Source organism: Pantoea phyllosphaerae (genome assembly GCF_051025595.1).
In the GTDB taxonomy this organism is placed as follows: domain Bacteria; phylum Pseudomonadota; class Gammaproteobacteria; order Enterobacterales; family Enterobacteriaceae; genus Pantoea.
Genome location: NZ_JBPFDE010000015.1, coordinates 1 through 15,017 on the forward strand (window position 1 = coordinate 1; position 15,017 = coordinate 15,017).

Genomic DNA, 15,017 nt, shown 5'->3' on the forward strand with positions numbered 1-15,017 from the left:
AGCATGGATGCCTTGAGCGACTTTGCGATCCGTCCATGCTATCCGCGTAAGCACGAGCCTTACAGCATCGTTTTTCTGCAGGCGAAAAAAACCTGCTTTTTCAAGCAGGTTTCTTATGCCATATGCCTGAAGCGCCGCCAGTTCATTAGCTAAAACGCGGATGGCATGGACGGAGGAGCAAAGCGTCCCGCGACAGGGATGTCGCGGGCCGAGCGAGCATGGATGCCTTGAGCGACTTTGCGATCCGTCCATGCTATCCGCGTAAGCACGAGCCTTACAGCATCGTTTTTCTACAGGCGAAAAAAAACCTGCTTTTTCAAGCAGGTTTCTTAAATCTGGTCGGTGAGAGAGGATTCGAACCTCCGACCCCTTCGTCCCGAACGAAGTGCGCTACCAGGCTGCGCCACTCACCGATGGGGGCGCATGTTACTGCGCCCAATTGTCAGCGTCAACCGCTTTTTAGTGGTTTAGCCGCGTTCGCCTGGAAAGCAGCCTGCCCGCCAAAATTCTGGTGCTTCTCAGTCACATCCCGCGCCTCGCTGTGCGACGAAACCGGCGCCTGACACCAGTTATTCGCCGCTTTAATCCCGCCGTTCGGCGACGTATAGCCCAGACAGCCCAGAATCGTATCGAACAGCTCTACGTGGCGATGCGTCTTCCCGACGCGCTGCTGCGCCTGCAAACGCTCGAAATTAGCGCGGTTATTGGCGTCGGCCAGATACTTATCTGACGCCCACACCATCATCGGCACGCGGAACTGCTCCGGCGGTGCCAGCTCGCGCGGCGTACCGTGCAGGTGCATATTCTCGCTAATCGACTCACCGTGGTCGGCAGCATAAAACACAATCGCCTTCTTATCGCGCAGCTGATCGAGCACGCTATCGAGCATGCTATCCACGTAGAGAATCGAATTATCGTAAGCGTTAATCAGCTGCGCCTTGCTGCAGGTCTCATCGACGCCCATACACTCCGGCTGATAGCGCGCGAAACTGCGCGGATAGCGTTGCGAATAAAGATAGTGCGAACCTTTGGTATGCAGCACCACCAGATGCTTGCCGTGCGGATAGCGATCCAGCGACGCCTTCAGCTCCGGCACCAGCAGCATATCGTCCACCGACTTGCCTGCGTTGCGCGGCTCCGAGCCAATCTGCTCGCGGAAGGCGAAATTATTGACCTCTGCATTATCGTAAAACCAGACCTCGCTCTGCATGGCGAACAGCTCAGACGAAAAGCCCAGCTCCTTCATCACGGCAAAAATATTCTTCTCTTTCAGCGTGCGTCCCGGGCTATCCTCGGTGCCGCCTTCGCGCACAAACATACAGCGCAGCGACAGCTTGGTGGCGGTATCGCACGACTCGCCGCGGAACGCCACCAGATTCTTCTCTTTAGAGAGCTTCGGCGTGGTATCGCGATCGTAGCCCAGCATGCCCATATGATCCCAGCGCGTGGTCTCGCCGATCACGAACACCACATAGGTATCGTCGATGCCCGGCGGCGCAACATAGGTAAACTTCTTCGCCGGGTCGAGCAGCTCCTGACTGTCCAGCGTCTCATCGATGCGCGTCCAGGCAAACAGCCCTACCGCTGCCAGCCAGTTCGACGGCAGATAAGAGTGCGCCACCACGCCGCCGTAGCTCGGCAGATCGATATTGGTAATCTCTTCATTGGCCTTTTGCAGCTTATCGAAATAGCGGATCGGCAGCCACACCAGCGCCACACACAGCAGCAGCAACAGCGCAGGCTTAAGGCGCTGTCCCGGCGTGCGCAGCTGCTCCATCAGCGTCTGGCTAAGATTATTACGCCAGATCATCAGCAGCGGCAGCGCGCTGACGCCGATCATCCAGAGCACAAAATGCAGGCCGACCACCTCTTTCGACAGGTCGACGTCGGTGGTCATCACCGAGGCGACAATGCCATAGCCGATGACCACGTTAAAAAAGGCCATATAATAGGCTGCGGCGACGGAAATCAGTACCAGCAGCGTCGCGAGAACGCGATAGAGCCGCTTGCCGCCCAGCGACAGCAGACGCATCAGGAAAAAAGTCAGCACGACGATCGCCATCACTTCCGTGAAAGCGGTCAGCCAGTTGGTGGGTGTGGATTTGGTAAGGAAGCCGTCAAAACGACGGTAAAAAATCGGCAAATTCAGCAGGATGCCGATGTATAACGCCAGCAGCAGCGACAGCTTTTGCTGCGTTATGGTCTTAATATAATTCATCTTAAAGGGTTTTCCCGGGACTTAAGCACGAAGTTGAACGCTATTGTGACTATCGCAACGCGGAAGAGTTCGCTTGATTAGCGCAGAGACATGACGATTGGCGGGCGAACAGGAAGAATCTGAACGGGATCGGACGGCTCTTTCACGAGGCTGCACAGTAGAACATAAAATAACCAGGCTGACCAGAAAAGACGGCACCGAAAAGGCACCGGGAAATGCGGGAAAAACGAAAACGGGCCCACTGCCGGGCCCGTAAAACTTAGCGAATGATATTCAGCGTCACGTCGATGTTGTTGCGCGTGGCGTTAGAGTACGGACAAACGATATGCGCGGCATCAACCAGCTTCTGCGCTTCCGCTTCGTCCATCTCCGGCAGGTGAATATTCAGTTTAGCCTCAATGCCGAAACCGTTCGGAATCGGACCGATACCGACTTCGCCCTCAATCCATGCGTCTTTCGGCATAGCGATTTTGTCGCGGCCCGCTACAAACTTCATCGCGCCGAGGAAACAGGCGGAATAGCCGGCAGCGAACAGCTGCTCTGGGTTGGTGACTTCGCCGCCGGCGCCGCCCATCTCTTTCGGCACGCCCAGCTTCACATCCAGCACGCCGTCAGAAGAGGTTGCACGACCATCACGGCCGCCGGTTGCTTTGGCTTTTGCGGTATAAACAACTTTCTCTAAAGACATAACTTCCTCTCTTTATAAACGATTTAATCGTACGCGATTAATAAAAGTGTAGCAGGTGTTTTGACGGGCGCGAGCGCCCGCTAAATCTTCAGCGAGACCGGTTAAGATTGTCGCGCAGTAAATCAAGCTCGTTCTTCAGCGCCAGCAGCGTCTTATCATCGCAGGCCGTGGCGCACTGAATCGCCTCTGGAATGGCGCTCGCCTGGCTTTGCAGTTCGCGGCCCTGCTCCGTCAGCGTGACCACCACCTGACGTTCATCCTGACGCGAACGCTGGCGGTTAATCAGTCCCGCGCTTTCCAGCCGCTTCAGCAGCGGTGTCAGCGTGGCGGAGTCAAGAAACAGCTGCTCGCCGATTTCAGAGACGGTAAGATCGTCCTGCGCCCACAGCACCAGCATCACCAGATATTGCGGATAGGTGAGGTCGACCTGCGACAGCAGCTGTCGATAGACTTTATTCATCGCCAGGTTGGCGGAATAGAGTGCGAAGCAGAGCTGTTGATTGACCAACAGTGGCGCTGCCTTCACTTTTTTGTCATTTTGGTTACTGTTCATGGCGTCCAATATAAATAGTGCGCTAGACAATTGCAAGCAACTTTTTAACCAGGAGGGCTTTTGCATGCTGGAATCGCTGGAAGAGCAGGCGCGACGTTACGCCACGCGCGCTCATGCTGAAGCCGGTCAACGACGCAAATATACTGACGAGCCCTACATCGTTCATCCTGCCGCCGTGGCAGAGCTGGTGCGCAGCGTCAGCACAGATGACGCCCTGCTGGCGACCGCCTGGCTGCACGATACGGTAGAGGATACCGACACGACGCTGGCCGACATTGAATCGCATTTCGGTGCGCGTGTCGCTCAGCTGGTGGGGATGCTGACCGACAGCGCCCAGCCGCAGGCGAAAAACCGCGCTGCGCGCAAGCTGGCGCACTTTCGCCATACCGCCGAGGCGTCGCCCGAGGCGCAAACCGTCAAGCTGGCCGATATTATCGATAACACGCGCGCCATCGTACGTTTTGATCCTCACTTCGCCCGCATCTATCTGGTGGAAAAACGCGTTCAGATCCAGCTGCTGAAGCAGGGCGACGCCCAGCTATGGCAGCAGGCCAGCGCCATAATCGAACAGGGGATCGCGCAGCTCGGCCAGCCGCCCTACAGCGTGCCGGAAAGCTGGTTCGTTAAACAGGCGGCGAAATATAGCGGGCTGAGCTAAAAAAAACCCGCCGGTGGCGGGTTCTCTTTTTTCTTGTTTTAGTCCAGTAACTGCCGTCCAAGATAGGGATTGGCATGTAGCAATTTCATCAGTTTCTGCGCCGTCGCGGAAGGACGTGTACGGCGCGCTTCCCAGCTTTTTACCGAGGAGACGCTGACGCCCATCACTTTGGCAAATTCATCTACTTTCATTCCGGTTAACTCACGCAGGCGCTGCGGCTCTGGCATGGCGGGTTGAAGCTGAATTTCAGTTGTGGCAGGTGTTGCATCACGTGTCAGTACAATCTGCTCAAGGCTGCTGAGCAATTCAAAAACAGGATCTTTTACTTCCATAGAGAACTCCTTAAAACTCACTATGAATCACGTGAAAGTAGAGGTAAAAACCAAATGGTTCACACACCGATCTTTGCAGGCTGTATCCCGCAAGGGTTTATGATTTTTGTTAGTGAAACCCCTACGGGACACAGCCTGATGTCCGCTGCCTGACAGGTTGTCAGAGCAATGTGCCATCTTGCCGGGATTCTAAGTATGGATAGAGACCTGACGATTTGCTGCGTGAATATCGATTATTTTTTTAACTAAAGCTGTTCTTTTTGCTATAAGAAAAATAAGCCCTTGATCACAAAAGGCTAACCCGCCGCGCTGCGCTTAAAAAAAGCGCAAAAATTGCAAAAAATGCGCACCGTTTACACTGCTACTGTAAACCTTTCTGTTTAAAAATAAGGCAAAAATCGCGCCAGGATGCAAAACCTGTGATTTTTTCTTATTTCACCTCTTCGTTGGCCTGCGACAGGATAGACACTGCACCACCTCGGCGCATCGTTATGGCGCAGCTGCACTCTGCTAAGGAACGGGAAATGCATTCTGAGTTCGATTTTCACGCCAGCTACGCATCCCATCGCGTGCCGGTGATGGGCCGCAACGCGGTGGGCACGTCTCAACCGCTGGCGTCACAGGCGGGTCTGCGTATGCTGCTGCAGGGCGGCAATGCGGTGGATGCGGCCATCGCCACCGCCATGGCGCTGACGGTGCTTGAGCCGACCGGCAACGGCATCGGCAGCGACGCCTTCGCTATGGTGTGGGACGGTAGCCAGCTACATGGGCTGAACGCATCCGGCCGTGCGCCGGCAGCCTGGCATCCGGGACGCTTCATCGGCCGCAGCCGCATGCCGGAAATTGGCTGGGAAGCGGTGACGGTGCCAGGCGCGGTATCGGCCTGGGTAACGCTGGCACAACGCTTCGGCACCCTGCCGCTGACCACGCTGGCGCAGCCTGCCATCGACTATGCGCGCAACGGTTTTCCGGTCTCGCCGCTGATCGCCGAACTCTGGCAGCGCGGCTTCGACAAGCTCCAGCATCAGCCGGGCTTTCGCGCGTGCTTTGCGCCCGATGGCAGGCCGCCGCGCGCTGGCGAACTGTTTCGCAATCCGGCACAGGCCGACACGCTGCAAGAGATCGCGGAGAGCAACGGAGAGAGTTTTTACCGCGGCGAGCTGGCGCAAAAGATGGTCGCCTTCGCCCGCCAGCATAATGCCGCGCTGACCCTGGAGGATCTTGATCGACATCGCGCCAACTGGGTCAGCGTGCTGTCGCAGCCGTTTGCCGGCGGATCGGTACAGGAGTTGCCGCCCAACGGCCAGGGGATCGCCACGCTGATTGCGCTGGGCATTCTCGAGCAGCTCGACATCGGCCGCTACGCGCCCGACTCCGTTCCCTGGCTGCACCTCTCAATTGAGGCGATGAAGCTGGCGCTGGTGGATCTGGCACGTTACGTCAGCGATGAGGATCACCTTGAGTTTCCGGCGCAGCGGCTGCTGAGCGAGCGCTATCTGCGCCAGCGCGCGGCGCTCATCGATCCTCAACGCGCGGGCGACTTCGTCTTCGGCGCGCCGCAGCAGAGCGGCACCGTTTACCTCAGCGCCGCCGATGCCAGCGGCATGATGGTCTCTTTTATTCAGTCGAACTTTATGGGCTTTGGCTCCGGCGTGGTGGTGCCTGGGACCGGCATCAGTTTGCAGAACCGCGGCGCGGGCTTCTCGCTCGATCCCGCCCATCCCAACGTGGTGGCGGGCGGCAAGCGCCCTTTCCATACCATCATCCCCGCTTTCGCGCTCGACGCGCAGGGCGCGCCGCTGATGTCATTTGGCGTCATGGGCGGGCCGATGCAGGCGCAGGGCCACCTGCAGCTGGCGCTGCGCATTATGCTGCACAAACAGAATCCGCAGGCGGCAATCGACGCGCCGCGCTGGCGCGTGGAGCAGGGGCGTCAGGTAGTGTTTGAATCCTCGCTTGAGCGCAACACGCTGGCGGCGCTGCGTCGGCTGGGGCATCAGGTGACGCTGGAGGATCCGCTGCAGGGTTATAACTTCGGCGGCGCGCAGGCGATCGTTCGCGACCCGCAGGGGTTCTATATCGCGGCAACAGAAAGCAGAAAGGATGGTCAGGCGGTAGTCTTCTAACGACACATGGGGCAGCAGCGCTGCCCCGTCACGCGACTCAGGCGGCCAGAACCGGCCGTACCCCCAGCGTATGGCAAATGGCGTAGCTCATTTCTGCACGGTTCAGCGTATAGAAGTGGAAATCCTTCACCCCTTCGCGCGACAGAATTTTCACCATATCCATGGCGATATTGGCGCCGACCATTTTGCGCGTCTCCGGGTCGTCGTCCAGTCCCTCGAACATCGCATTCATCCAGCCCGGCACGCGCACGTTGGTCATGGTGGCGAAGCGCGTCAGCTGTTTAAAGTTCGATACCGGCAGAATGCCCGGCACAATCTCGACGTCGATGCCGGTGGCGACGCAGCGATCGCGAAAGCGCAGGTAGCTCTCGACATCGAAAAAGAACTGGGTGATCGCCCGGCTGGCGCCCGCATCAATTTTACGCTTCAGGTTGATGAGATCCGCCTGCGCGCTTTTCGCTTCGGGATGCACTTCCGGGTAGGCAGCCACGGAGATATCAAAATCCCCGACCTCCTTCAGCAATGACACCAGATCGCAGGCGTACATATCAGGTTTGCCACTGTTCGCTGGCAGATCGCCGCGCAGCGCCACGATATGGCGAATGCCGTTACTCCAGTAATCTTGCGCAATCGCGCGCAGCTCGTCGCGCGTGGCGTCAATGCAGGTGAGGTGCGGTGCAGCTTCGAGGCCGGTGCGATCTTTAATGCCTTTAATAATGCTGTGGGTGCGATCGCGCTCGCCAGAGTTAGCGCCATAGGTCACAGAGACGAATTTCGGCTTCAGGCTGCTGAGACGATCGATTGAGTGCCACAGGGTCTCTTCCATTTCGCTGGTGCGAGGCGGAAAAAACTCGAATGAGACATTAATTTGCCCGTTCAGCTCCGCCAGGCTCTGATTCAGCGCTTCTCGCTGGTTGGCATGAAAGAAACTCATCCTGCTTACCTCATCAAAAACGTCGGGTTAATTTGCGGCCTCTGAACATCCATACGTTTAGACGTCCAGATGCACAAAATGAACCAATCTCAGGCAGGCGTCAACTGAAAAGTGATAAAGCGGCGTGACAAATTTTCAAACAGAGTGAGGGAACGTCATGCGGAGAAAAAAGCAGCGTTGCGCGCCTGCCGCCGGGACAGGCGCGCCAACGGTTACAGCAGTTGTGCAAGCCGATGAATATCTGACTGAATAGCGCCAGCGGTGACGTCGCGCCCCGCGCCAGGGCCGCGGATCACCAGCGGATTGTCGCGATACCAGCGGCTTTCAATCGCGAAGACGTTATCGCACGGCAGCAATGACGCCAGGGGATGCTCCGGACGCACCGCTTCGACGCCAACGCGCGCTTTGCCGCTGGCGTCGAAGCGCGCCACGTAGCGCAGCACCAGCCCCATCTCCTGCGCCGCTTCCAGCCGCTGTAGCATCTGCTCGTTAAGCGCGTCGCCATGTTCGAAGAAATCGTCGATTGAGCCCGCCTCACACCCGGTCGGCACCAGCGACTCGACGCGCACCTGGTCAGGCTCGATGTTATATCCCGCTTCGCGTGCGAGGATCACCAGCTTGCGCTTCACATCCTGACCCGACAGATCGACGCGCGGATCCGGTTCGGTCAGGCCCTGCTGCCACGCCTGGTCTACCAGCTCGGTAAAAGGCACCGTGCCGTCAAACTGCAGGAATAGCCAGGAGAGCGTGCCGGAGAAGATGCCGCTGATGGCCAAAATAGTGTCGCCGCTGTCGCGCAGATCGCGCACCGTATAGTTAATCGGCAAACCGGCACCGACCGTGGCGTTATAGAGCCAGTGTCGTCCGGTCTTGGTAAAGGCGTCGCGGATCTGCCGCCATGTCTGGCTGTCGGATGCCCCGGCAACCTTATTCGCGCTGATAACGTGAAAGCCGTGGCTGGCGAAATCGAGATACTGCTGCGCCAGCGGCGTGCTGGCGGTAACGTCAAGCACCACCAGATCGTCGAATGGATGCGCGCGCATCCACAGGAACAGCGACTCTTCGTCGCGCTCCTCGGCCTCGTCATCAAAGAAGGCGAGCGCCCGGCTGGCGTCAAGCCCTTCATAGCTCAGCAGGCTGCGCCGACTGTCCGCCACGCCCGCCAGCACATATTCAAAGCCGGTGCGCGCCGACAGCGCTTCCTGCTCGCGCGCGAACAGCTCCAGCCAGCGCGAGCCGATATTGCCTTTGCCGAACAGCATCAGGCCAATGCGCTTTTCGGCGCGAAACAGCGACTGATGCAGCCCCTGCACCAGCGACTGCGTCGGGCCGACGCGCAGCACCGCCACCAGGCTGATGTGATCTTCCGACTGCCAGACGAATTCGACCGGCTGGTCCTGAATCTCCTGCCAGAAACGGTGGCTGTGCAGCGGGTTGCGCGTAACGCCCGCGCCGACCAGCGCCACCAGCGCCAGCCCTTCGCGCAGCTGCAGGTGAGCGGGCAGGCCCGAATCCTGCAACAGCTGAAACACGCTGTTGACGACTTCGGCGGTATAGCAGAGCTGCAGCAGCTGGCGATCCGGATGTACGCCGGTCGCCAGCGGGCGCAGCTGCGCCCGGTTGAGGTGAAGCTCGACCTCTTTATGCAGCGCCGCGAAGTCGTGCCGATCCGGCACCTGAACCTCAATCAGGCAGACATCGTCATGGCTGGTGACGATGCGTGCGCCTGTACCGGACGCCAGCACGCGCTCGATGCGCGTTGAGCCCTGCTCCGGCTGATAGCTGCAGCGCAGTTGTAGATCGATATCGCTGCCGGAAACCGGCTGCAGCGTGCGCGTATGCAGCACCGGCGCGGCGAGGCGCGCCAGCTCGCTGGCTTCATCAAGGCGCAGCAGCGGCAGCAGACAGGCGTCGGAGACTTTGCGCGGATCGGCGCTGTAGACGCCCGCGACGTCGCTCCAGATAGTGACGCGGCCGACGCCTGCCAGCGCGCCGATCTGCGTGGCGGAGTAGTCGGAGCCGTTGCGCCCCAGCAGCACGGTTTCGCCCGCGTCGTTGCGGCTAATAAAGCCAGTTACCACGATACGCTGGTGCGGATGCTGCGCCAGCAGCGTTTGCAGCAGCGGCCAGGATTTGCCTTCATCGACCTGCGGCTGCGCGGCGCGCTCCGCCCGCAGGAAGTCACGCGCGTCGAGCCAGCAGGCGTCAATCTCGCGCTGGCTCAGCACCGCCGCCATCAGTCGCGCCGACCACACTTCGCCGTGGCCGACCACTTCGGCGTAGACCGCGTCGCTGATAGTGCCGTCGAGCAGCGCGGCGAGCTTTTCCAGATCGCGAATAAAACTCGCTATCAGCGGCTCGGCATATTCAGCCGGCAGCAGTCCGGCGATCAGTTCACTGTGATAACGCCGTAAAGCCTGTTGCACCTGATGCGCGGCCAGGCGATCGCTCTGGCTGAGCTTTAGCCAGCTAATTAACTGGTTGGTCGTCGAGCCTGCCGCCGATACCACCATGAGATCGCCCGGCTGGCTGTAATCCGCCATGATGCTGGCGACGCGCTGGTAACAGCGCGCATCCGCCAGGCTGCTGCCGCCAAATTTATGCAACTGCTTACTATTCGGCGTTGCCGCGCCGGCTGAAATCGTCATTTTTAACCCTCGGATGCCGTCCGGAACGCATTGTCCAGATCGGCAATTAAATCTTCATGATCCTCAATGCCCACCGAGACGCGCAGCAGCGTCTCGGAAATGCCCGCCGCCGCGCGCGCTTCCGCCGACATGCCGGCGTGCGTCATGGTTGCCGTGTGGGAAATCAGGCTTTCTACGCCGCCGAGCGATTCCGCCAGCGTAAACAGCTGCAGCGCCTTGAGAAAACGACGCAGCAAGGCTTCGTCGCCGTCCAGCTCGAAACTCAGCATCGCGCCAAAACCGCGCTGTTGACGCGCCGCGTATTCGTGCCCGGCGTTTTCCGGCAGCGAAGGATGATACAGTTTTTTCACCAGCGGCTGCTGTTGCAGATAGCTCACAATCGCCAGCGCGTTACGCTGCGCCGCCGCCATACGCGGCGCCAGCGTGCGCAGGCCGCGCAGAAGCAGGTAGCTGTCGAAAGCGGCGCCGGTGACGCCGATATTATTCGCCCACCATGCCAGCTCAGTCACCTGCGCAGGATCTTTGGCAATCACCGCGCCCGCCACCACGTCAGAGTGGCCATTGAGATATTTGGTGCAGGAGTGGATCACCAGGTCTGCACCCAGCGCCAGCGGATTTTGCAGCGCCGGGCTAAGGAAGGTATTGTCAACCACGCTGACGGCACCAGCGCCGCGCGCCGCCGCGCAGATGGCGGCGATATCCACCACGCGCAGCAGCGGATTGCTCGGGCTCTCCACCAGCACCAGCTTTGGTTTTTCCGCCAGCGCCGCATCCAGCGCCGCGCGATCGCCTTGATCGACGAACTTCACGCGGTAGGCGCCGCGCTTCGCCATGCTGTCGAACAGGCGATAGCTGCCGCCATAGCAGTCGTGCGGGGCAACAAGCAGATCGCCCGGCTTCAGGAACACTGTCGTCACCAGATGGATCGCCGACATGCCGGTATTCGTCAGCACCGCGCCCGCCCCGCCCTCCAGCTCCGCCAGCGCGCGCTGCACCACGTCGCGCGTCGGGTTGCCGCGGCGCGAATAGTCGTGCGCGCGCGGTTCGTTAAAATCAAGGAAGTTATAGGTGCTGGAGAGGTGAATCGGCGGGACAACGCAGCCATATTGCTCGTCATCATTCAAACCGCTGCGGACTGCGATGGTTGCCTGTTTACGCGTCATGGTGCTTTTTGTTCCTGAAGAGAGTAATAAAGAGGCATCAGGATAACACCCCATAATTAGACGTCAATACATCTGGACATCTAAATGTCTTTGCGTATAGATTGAGCAGAATGCTATAACCCGCTAAAATCACGCCTCATTGCCTGCATTTTGCGTCTGCTTTCGCGGCCAGGATGAAGAAACCCCGCAGTTCAAGAGGTCAGGCACGGTAAAATCGGGCATAATCCACGGATTTCCCACTTTCAACTTTTGATTAAGGTAACCCATGGCTGAATGGAACGGCGAATATATCAGCCCCTACGCTGAACACGGTAAGAAGAGTGAGCAGGTTAAAAAGATCACTGTTTCTATTCCGCTGAGCGTGCTGAAAATTTTAACGGATGAGCGCACTCGTCGTCAGGTGAACAACCTGCGTCATGCCACAAACAGCGAGTTGCTGTGTGAAGCCTTTCTGCATGCCTTCACCGGCCAGCCGCTGCCGGACGATGTCGATCTGCGTAAAGAACGCAGCGATGAGATTCCGGAAGAAGCAAAAAAAATCATGCGCGAAAAAGGCGTCGACCCCGACACCTGGGAATATTGATAGCTGTGCCTGCCGCTGGCAGCAGATTATCGTTTGAGACTCTGCTGCCATAGTTTTCTTCTGCTGGTGCTTAGACCTGGTCTTTTTAATGCTTCTCTCTGGCACTGACCCGGCAAGATTCGCCAATGTTGAATGGCCAGAAAGATAAAAAACGATCAAACAGTTTGGACAAGTCTGCTGCCAGATAAAGCCAGTGCGTCAGCGTGCGCTGCGCGTGCAGGTAGTCAGCGGGTATTATGCAAAGAAGAGAGTCAGAGAGGTTGTGCGGAGAGGATATAGCAGAGCGGAATGACCCTGCGCCAGGCGCGAATCATTCCGCTCAGAAAACTTATTTTTTAGCGCCCGGTACGCTGAAACGCTTGTTGAAGCGGTCAACGCGGCCACCGGTGGCAACTTCACGCTGCTTACCAGTGTAGAACGGGTGACATTTACCGCAGACATCCAGGTTCATGTCGTGAGCCATAGTAGAGCGAGTGTGAATCACGTTACCGCAGGTGCAGGTGATGGTCACAGCTTCGTATTTCGGGTGAATACCTTGTTTCATGGGAGAACCTCATAAAAGGCCGTGTCGCTCTCCGTGCCAGGCTAAAACCTGCACAGCACCACACGCGGTTGAACATTAATGTTTAGGCTCTGGCGAGACCTTTCTCACCAAAGGCGGCATACTATACAGAAAATAACTGCTTTTGGCAAATCTTCTGCAAGATACCCGCTGGTCGCGCCAGCGTGTACACTAGGCGTCCCGCTATGAATCGTTGAACCGGAAAGAGATCGCCATGCCCGTCGTTCAGGTTGCCCTGCCCGTTCCGCTCCCCCGTCTGTTTGACTATCTGCCGCCGCACGGCGCGCAGCCGGTACTGGGCGGGCGCGTCAGCGTGCCGTTCGGCAACCGGAAAATGGTCGGCGTCGTGGTGGGTTTTCGCGACCAGAGCGATCTGCCGGAGGCGCAGCTCAAGCGCGTCGCCGACGTGCTGGACAAGGAGTCACTCTATCCCTCTTCGCTATGGCGACTGCTCAACTGGGCGGCGGGCTACTACCACTCGCCCGTGGGCGAGGTGCTGAGCCACGCGCTGCCGGTGCTGCTGCGCCAGGGCAAACCGGCGCAGGACGCGCCGCTGTGGCAATGGATTATCACCGAACAGGGCCAGGCGACCGCGCCGGAGAGCCTGAAGCGCGCGCCGAAACAGCAGCAGGCGCTGGCGGCGTTGCGTCATCAGCCGCTCTATCGCCATCAGGTCGCCGAGCAGGATCTTACCGAAACCGCCTTCCAGGCGCTGCGCGCGAAAGGTTTGTGCGACCTGCGCGAACACCAGCCGCAGCGGCTGGACTGGCGCACGCGCTACGCCGTCAAAGGCGAGCGCCTGCGGCTCAATACCGATCAGGCGATGGCGGTCGGCGCTATCCGCAGCGAAGATGAGCACTACGCTGCCTGGCTGCTGGCTGGCATCACCGGCTCCGGCAAGACCGAAGTCTATCTTAGCGTGCTGGAAAATGTGCTGGCGCGCGGCAAGCAGGCGCTGGTGCTGGTGCCGGAGATCGGCCTGACGCCGCAGACCATCGCCCGCTTCCGCGAGCGCTTCGACGCGCCAGTTGACGTGCTGCACTCTGCGCTCAACGACAGCGAGCGACTGGCCGTCTGGCTGCGCGCGCGCCAGGGCGAAAACGCCATTATCATTGGCACGCGGTCGGCGCTGTTTACGCCGCTGGCGCGTCCGGGCGTGATTATTATCGACGAAGAGCACGACAACTCTTATAAACAGCAGGAAGGCTGGCGCTATCAGGCGCGCGACCTGGCGGTATTCCGCGCGCGTGAAGAGAATATCCCGATCGTGATGGGCTCGGCGACGCCCGCGCTGGAGACGCTGCACAACGTGCGCAGCGGCAAATATCGCCAGCTCGACCTGACGAAGCGCGCCGGGAATGCGAAGCCAGCCCTGCAGCAGCTGGTGGACCTCAAAGGCCAGCAGCTTATCGGCGGGCTGGCACCCGCGCTGATCGGCAAAATGCGCCAGCATCTTCAGGCGGATAATCAGGTGCTGCTGTTTCTCAACCGCCGCGGCTATTCGCCCGCGCTGCTCTGCCATGACTGCGGCTGGATTGCGGAGTGTCAGCGCTGCGAACGTTACTATACCCTGCACCAGCAGCAGCGCCAGCTGCGCTGCCACCACTGCGACAGCCAGCGACCGCTGCCCAATCAGTGCCCGCAGTGCGGCTCAACGCATCTGCTGCCGGTCGGCGTCGGCACGGAGCAGCTGGAGCAGCAGCTCGGCACCCTCTTCCCCGGCGTGCCGATATCGCGCATCGACCGCGACACCACCAGCCGCAAAGGCGCGCTGGAGCAGCATCTGGCCGACGTCCATCGCGGCGGCGCGCGCATTCTGGTCGGCACGCAGATGCTGGCGAAAGGCCACCACTTCCCGGACGTAACGCTGGTGTCGCTGCTGGACGTCGACGGCGCGCTTTTTTCCGCCGACTTCCGCGCCGCCGAGCGCTTCGCACAGCTTTACACCCAGGTGGCAGGCCGCGCTGGCCGCGCCGGCAAACAGGGCGAAGTGCTGTTGCAGACCCACCATCCGGAACATCCGCTGCTGCAGACGCTGCTGCACCAGGGCTATTTCGCTTTCGCTCAGCAGACGCTGCTGGAGCGCCAGTCGGTTATGCTGCCGCCCTGGACCAGCCACGCGCTGTTTCGCGCCGAGGATCACGACAACCAGCAGGCCGCCGAATTCCTACAGCAGCTGCGCAATCTGCTCGACGCCAGCCCGCTGAAGGATAGCGCTATGTGGCTGATGGGCCCGGTGCCGGCGCTGCAGCCAAAGCGCGGCGGACGCTGGCGCTGGCAGCTGCTGGTGCAGCACGCCTCGCGTAAGCGGCTGCAGCAGCTGCTTGACGGCTCGCTGCCGCTGATCGCAACCCTGCCCGCTGCGCGCAAAGTCAAATGGACGCTTGATATCGACCCCACCGAAAGCTGAGCCTGCGAGCCAGATCGAAAAAAGTCGCACAAGTCACAATTTTTATGCAAATTAAGTAACAACCCGGCCGCGCAATCGTTAACAATGTGCGCGGCGTGGCTTTTTTCAGCCACAACTATCCTTTGAATGCGTCAGGAGTAGA

At 59.4% G+C, this 15,017-nt stretch carries 11 protein-coding genes, 1 tRNA gene and 1 pseudogene; 4 read left to right on the forward strand and 9 right to left on the reverse strand.

Features of this window, described 5'->3' with window-relative positions; all coding sequences use genetic code 11:
• Positions 1 to 336: 336 nt before the first annotated feature.
• The 4 genes and pseudogenes from ACR6A7_RS17420 to ACR6A7_RS17435 all read right to left on the reverse strand — a co-directional run bounded on the left by ACR6A7_RS17420 (position 337) and on the right by ACR6A7_RS17435 (position 3,459).
• Positions 337 to 413 (reverse strand) — tRNA-Pro (locus ACR6A7_RS17420).
• Between the two features lie 119 nt (positions 414 to 532).
• Positions 533 to 2,218, reverse strand: a pseudogene (gene eptB, locus ACR6A7_RS17425) (kdo(2)-lipid A phosphoethanolamine 7''-transferase); the annotation flags it as partial.
• Between the two features lie 259 nt (positions 2,219 to 2,477).
• The gene (locus tag ACR6A7_RS17430; protein ID WP_033754461.1) at positions 2,478 to 2,906 is read right to left on the reverse strand and encodes an organic hydroperoxide resistance protein; all 429 of its coding nucleotides are present in this window, start codon (positions 2,904 to 2,906) and stop codon (positions 2,478 to 2,480) included.
• 88 nt (positions 2,907 to 2,994) lie between these two features.
• Complete coding sequence (locus tag ACR6A7_RS17435) at positions 2,995 to 3,459, reverse strand: MarR family winged helix-turn-helix transcriptional regulator (protein WP_434126389.1); 465 nt, start codon at positions 3,457 to 3,459, stop codon at positions 2,995 to 2,997.
• 64 nt (positions 3,460 to 3,523) lie between these two features.
• On the opposite strand from ACR6A7_RS17435, the gene ACR6A7_RS17440 reads away from it, so the two are divergent.
• On the forward strand, positions 3,524 to 4,117 hold the full coding sequence (locus ACR6A7_RS17440; RefSeq protein WP_434126390.1) for an HD domain-containing protein: 594 nt from the start codon (positions 3,524 to 3,526) through the stop codon (positions 4,115 to 4,117).
• A 38-nt stretch (positions 4,118 to 4,155) separates the two neighbouring features.
• On the opposite strand, the gene ACR6A7_RS17445 is transcribed toward ACR6A7_RS17440, so the two are convergent.
• A complete protein-coding gene (locus ACR6A7_RS17445; protein WP_033754453.1) occupies positions 4,156 to 4,449 on the reverse strand; it encodes an HTH-type transcriptional regulator in 294 nt (97 codons plus the stop codon).
• A 524-nt stretch (positions 4,450 to 4,973) separates the two neighbouring features.
• On the opposite strand from ACR6A7_RS17445, the gene ACR6A7_RS17450 reads away from it, so the two are divergent.
• Positions 4,974 to 6,575 carry a gamma-glutamyltransferase family protein gene (locus ACR6A7_RS17450; RefSeq protein ID WP_434126392.1) on the forward strand — a complete coding sequence of 534 codons (1,602 nt, stop codon included), beginning with the start codon at positions 4,974 to 4,976 and terminating at the stop codon, positions 6,573 to 6,575.
• A 37-nt stretch (positions 6,576 to 6,612) separates the two neighbouring features.
• Here the strand turns inward: ACR6A7_RS17450 and metF are convergent, their stop codons facing one another.
• From metF to metB, 3 genes are all read right to left on the reverse strand, one after another.
• Positions 6,613 to 7,509 (reverse strand): methylenetetrahydrofolate reductase, encoded by an 897-nt coding sequence (gene metF, locus ACR6A7_RS17455; protein ID WP_434126393.1) that lies wholly within the window; start codon positions 7,507 to 7,509, stop codon positions 6,613 to 6,615.
• A gap of 212 nt (positions 7,510 to 7,721) precedes the next feature.
• Entirely contained in the window at positions 7,722 to 10,157 is a 2,436-nt protein-coding gene (locus tag ACR6A7_RS17460; protein WP_434126394.1) for a bifunctional aspartate kinase/homoserine dehydrogenase II, read from the reverse strand.
• A gap of 2 nt (positions 10,158 to 10,159) precedes the next feature.
• The gene (gene metB, locus ACR6A7_RS17465; protein ID WP_434126395.1) at positions 10,160 to 11,320 is read right to left on the reverse strand and encodes a cystathionine gamma-synthase; all 1,161 of its coding nucleotides are present in this window, start codon (positions 11,318 to 11,320) and stop codon (positions 10,160 to 10,162) included.
• A gap of 265 nt (positions 11,321 to 11,585) precedes the next feature.
• Here metB and metJ point away from each other — a divergent pair, with 265 nt between their 5' ends.
• Positions 11,586 to 11,903 carry a met regulon transcriptional regulator MetJ gene (metJ, locus tag ACR6A7_RS17470; RefSeq protein WP_033754441.1) on the forward strand — a complete coding sequence of 106 codons (318 nt, stop codon included), beginning with the start codon at positions 11,586 to 11,588 and terminating at the stop codon, positions 11,901 to 11,903.
• A 328-nt stretch (positions 11,904 to 12,231) separates the two neighbouring features.
• Here the strand turns inward: metJ and rpmE are convergent, their stop codons facing one another.
• Positions 12,232 to 12,447: a 50S ribosomal protein L31 gene (gene rpmE, locus ACR6A7_RS17475; RefSeq protein ID WP_033754439.1), complete on the reverse strand. Its 216-nt coding sequence runs from the start codon at positions 12,445 to 12,447 to the stop codon at positions 12,232 to 12,234.
• 232 nt (positions 12,448 to 12,679) lie between these two features.
• On the opposite strand from rpmE, the gene priA reads away from it, so the two are divergent.
• Positions 12,680 to 14,875, forward strand: a complete 2,196-nt coding sequence (gene priA / locus ACR6A7_RS17480) for a primosomal protein N' (protein ID WP_434126396.1) — start codon at positions 12,680 to 12,682, stop codon at positions 14,873 to 14,875.
• Positions 14,876 to 15,017: the final 142 nt, after the last annotated feature.

Coding starts and splice junctions, on each gene's coding strand:
- rpmE (WP_033754439.1), bottom strand. CDS start 12,447: ATGAAACAAGGTATTCACCCGAAATACGAAGCTGTGACCATCACCTGC.
- metB (WP_434126395.1), bottom strand. CDS start 11,320: ATGACGCGTAAACAGGCAACCATCGCAGTCCGCAGCGGTTTGAATGAT.
- ACR6A7_RS17430 (WP_033754461.1), bottom strand. CDS start 2,906: ATGTCTTTAGAGAAAGTTGTTTATACCGCAAAAGCCAAAGCAACCGGC.
- ACR6A7_RS17450 (WP_434126392.1), top strand. CDS start 4,974: ATGCATTCTGAGTTCGATTTTCACGCCAGCTACGCATCCCATCGCGTG.
- metJ (WP_033754441.1), top strand. CDS start 11,586: ATGGCTGAATGGAACGGCGAATATATCAGCCCCTACGCTGAACACGGT.
- ACR6A7_RS17460 (WP_434126394.1), bottom strand. CDS start 10,157: ATGACGATTTCAGCCGGCGCGGCAACGCCGAATAGTAAGCAGTTGCAT.
- ACR6A7_RS17435 (WP_434126389.1), bottom strand. CDS start 3,459: ATGAACAGTAACCAAAATGACAAAAAAGTGAAGGCAGCGCCACTGTTG.
- priA (WP_434126396.1), top strand. CDS start 12,680: ATGCCCGTCGTTCAGGTTGCCCTGCCCGTTCCGCTCCCCCGTCTGTTT.
- metF (WP_434126393.1), bottom strand. CDS start 7,509: ATGAGTTTCTTTCATGCCAACCAGCGAGAAGCGCTGAATCAGAGCCTG.
- ACR6A7_RS17445 (WP_033754453.1), bottom strand. CDS start 4,449: ATGGAAGTAAAAGATCCTGTTTTTGAATTGCTCAGCAGCCTTGAGCAG.
- ACR6A7_RS17440 (WP_434126390.1), top strand. CDS start 3,524: ATGCTGGAATCGCTGGAAGAGCAGGCGCGACGTTACGCCACGCGCGCT.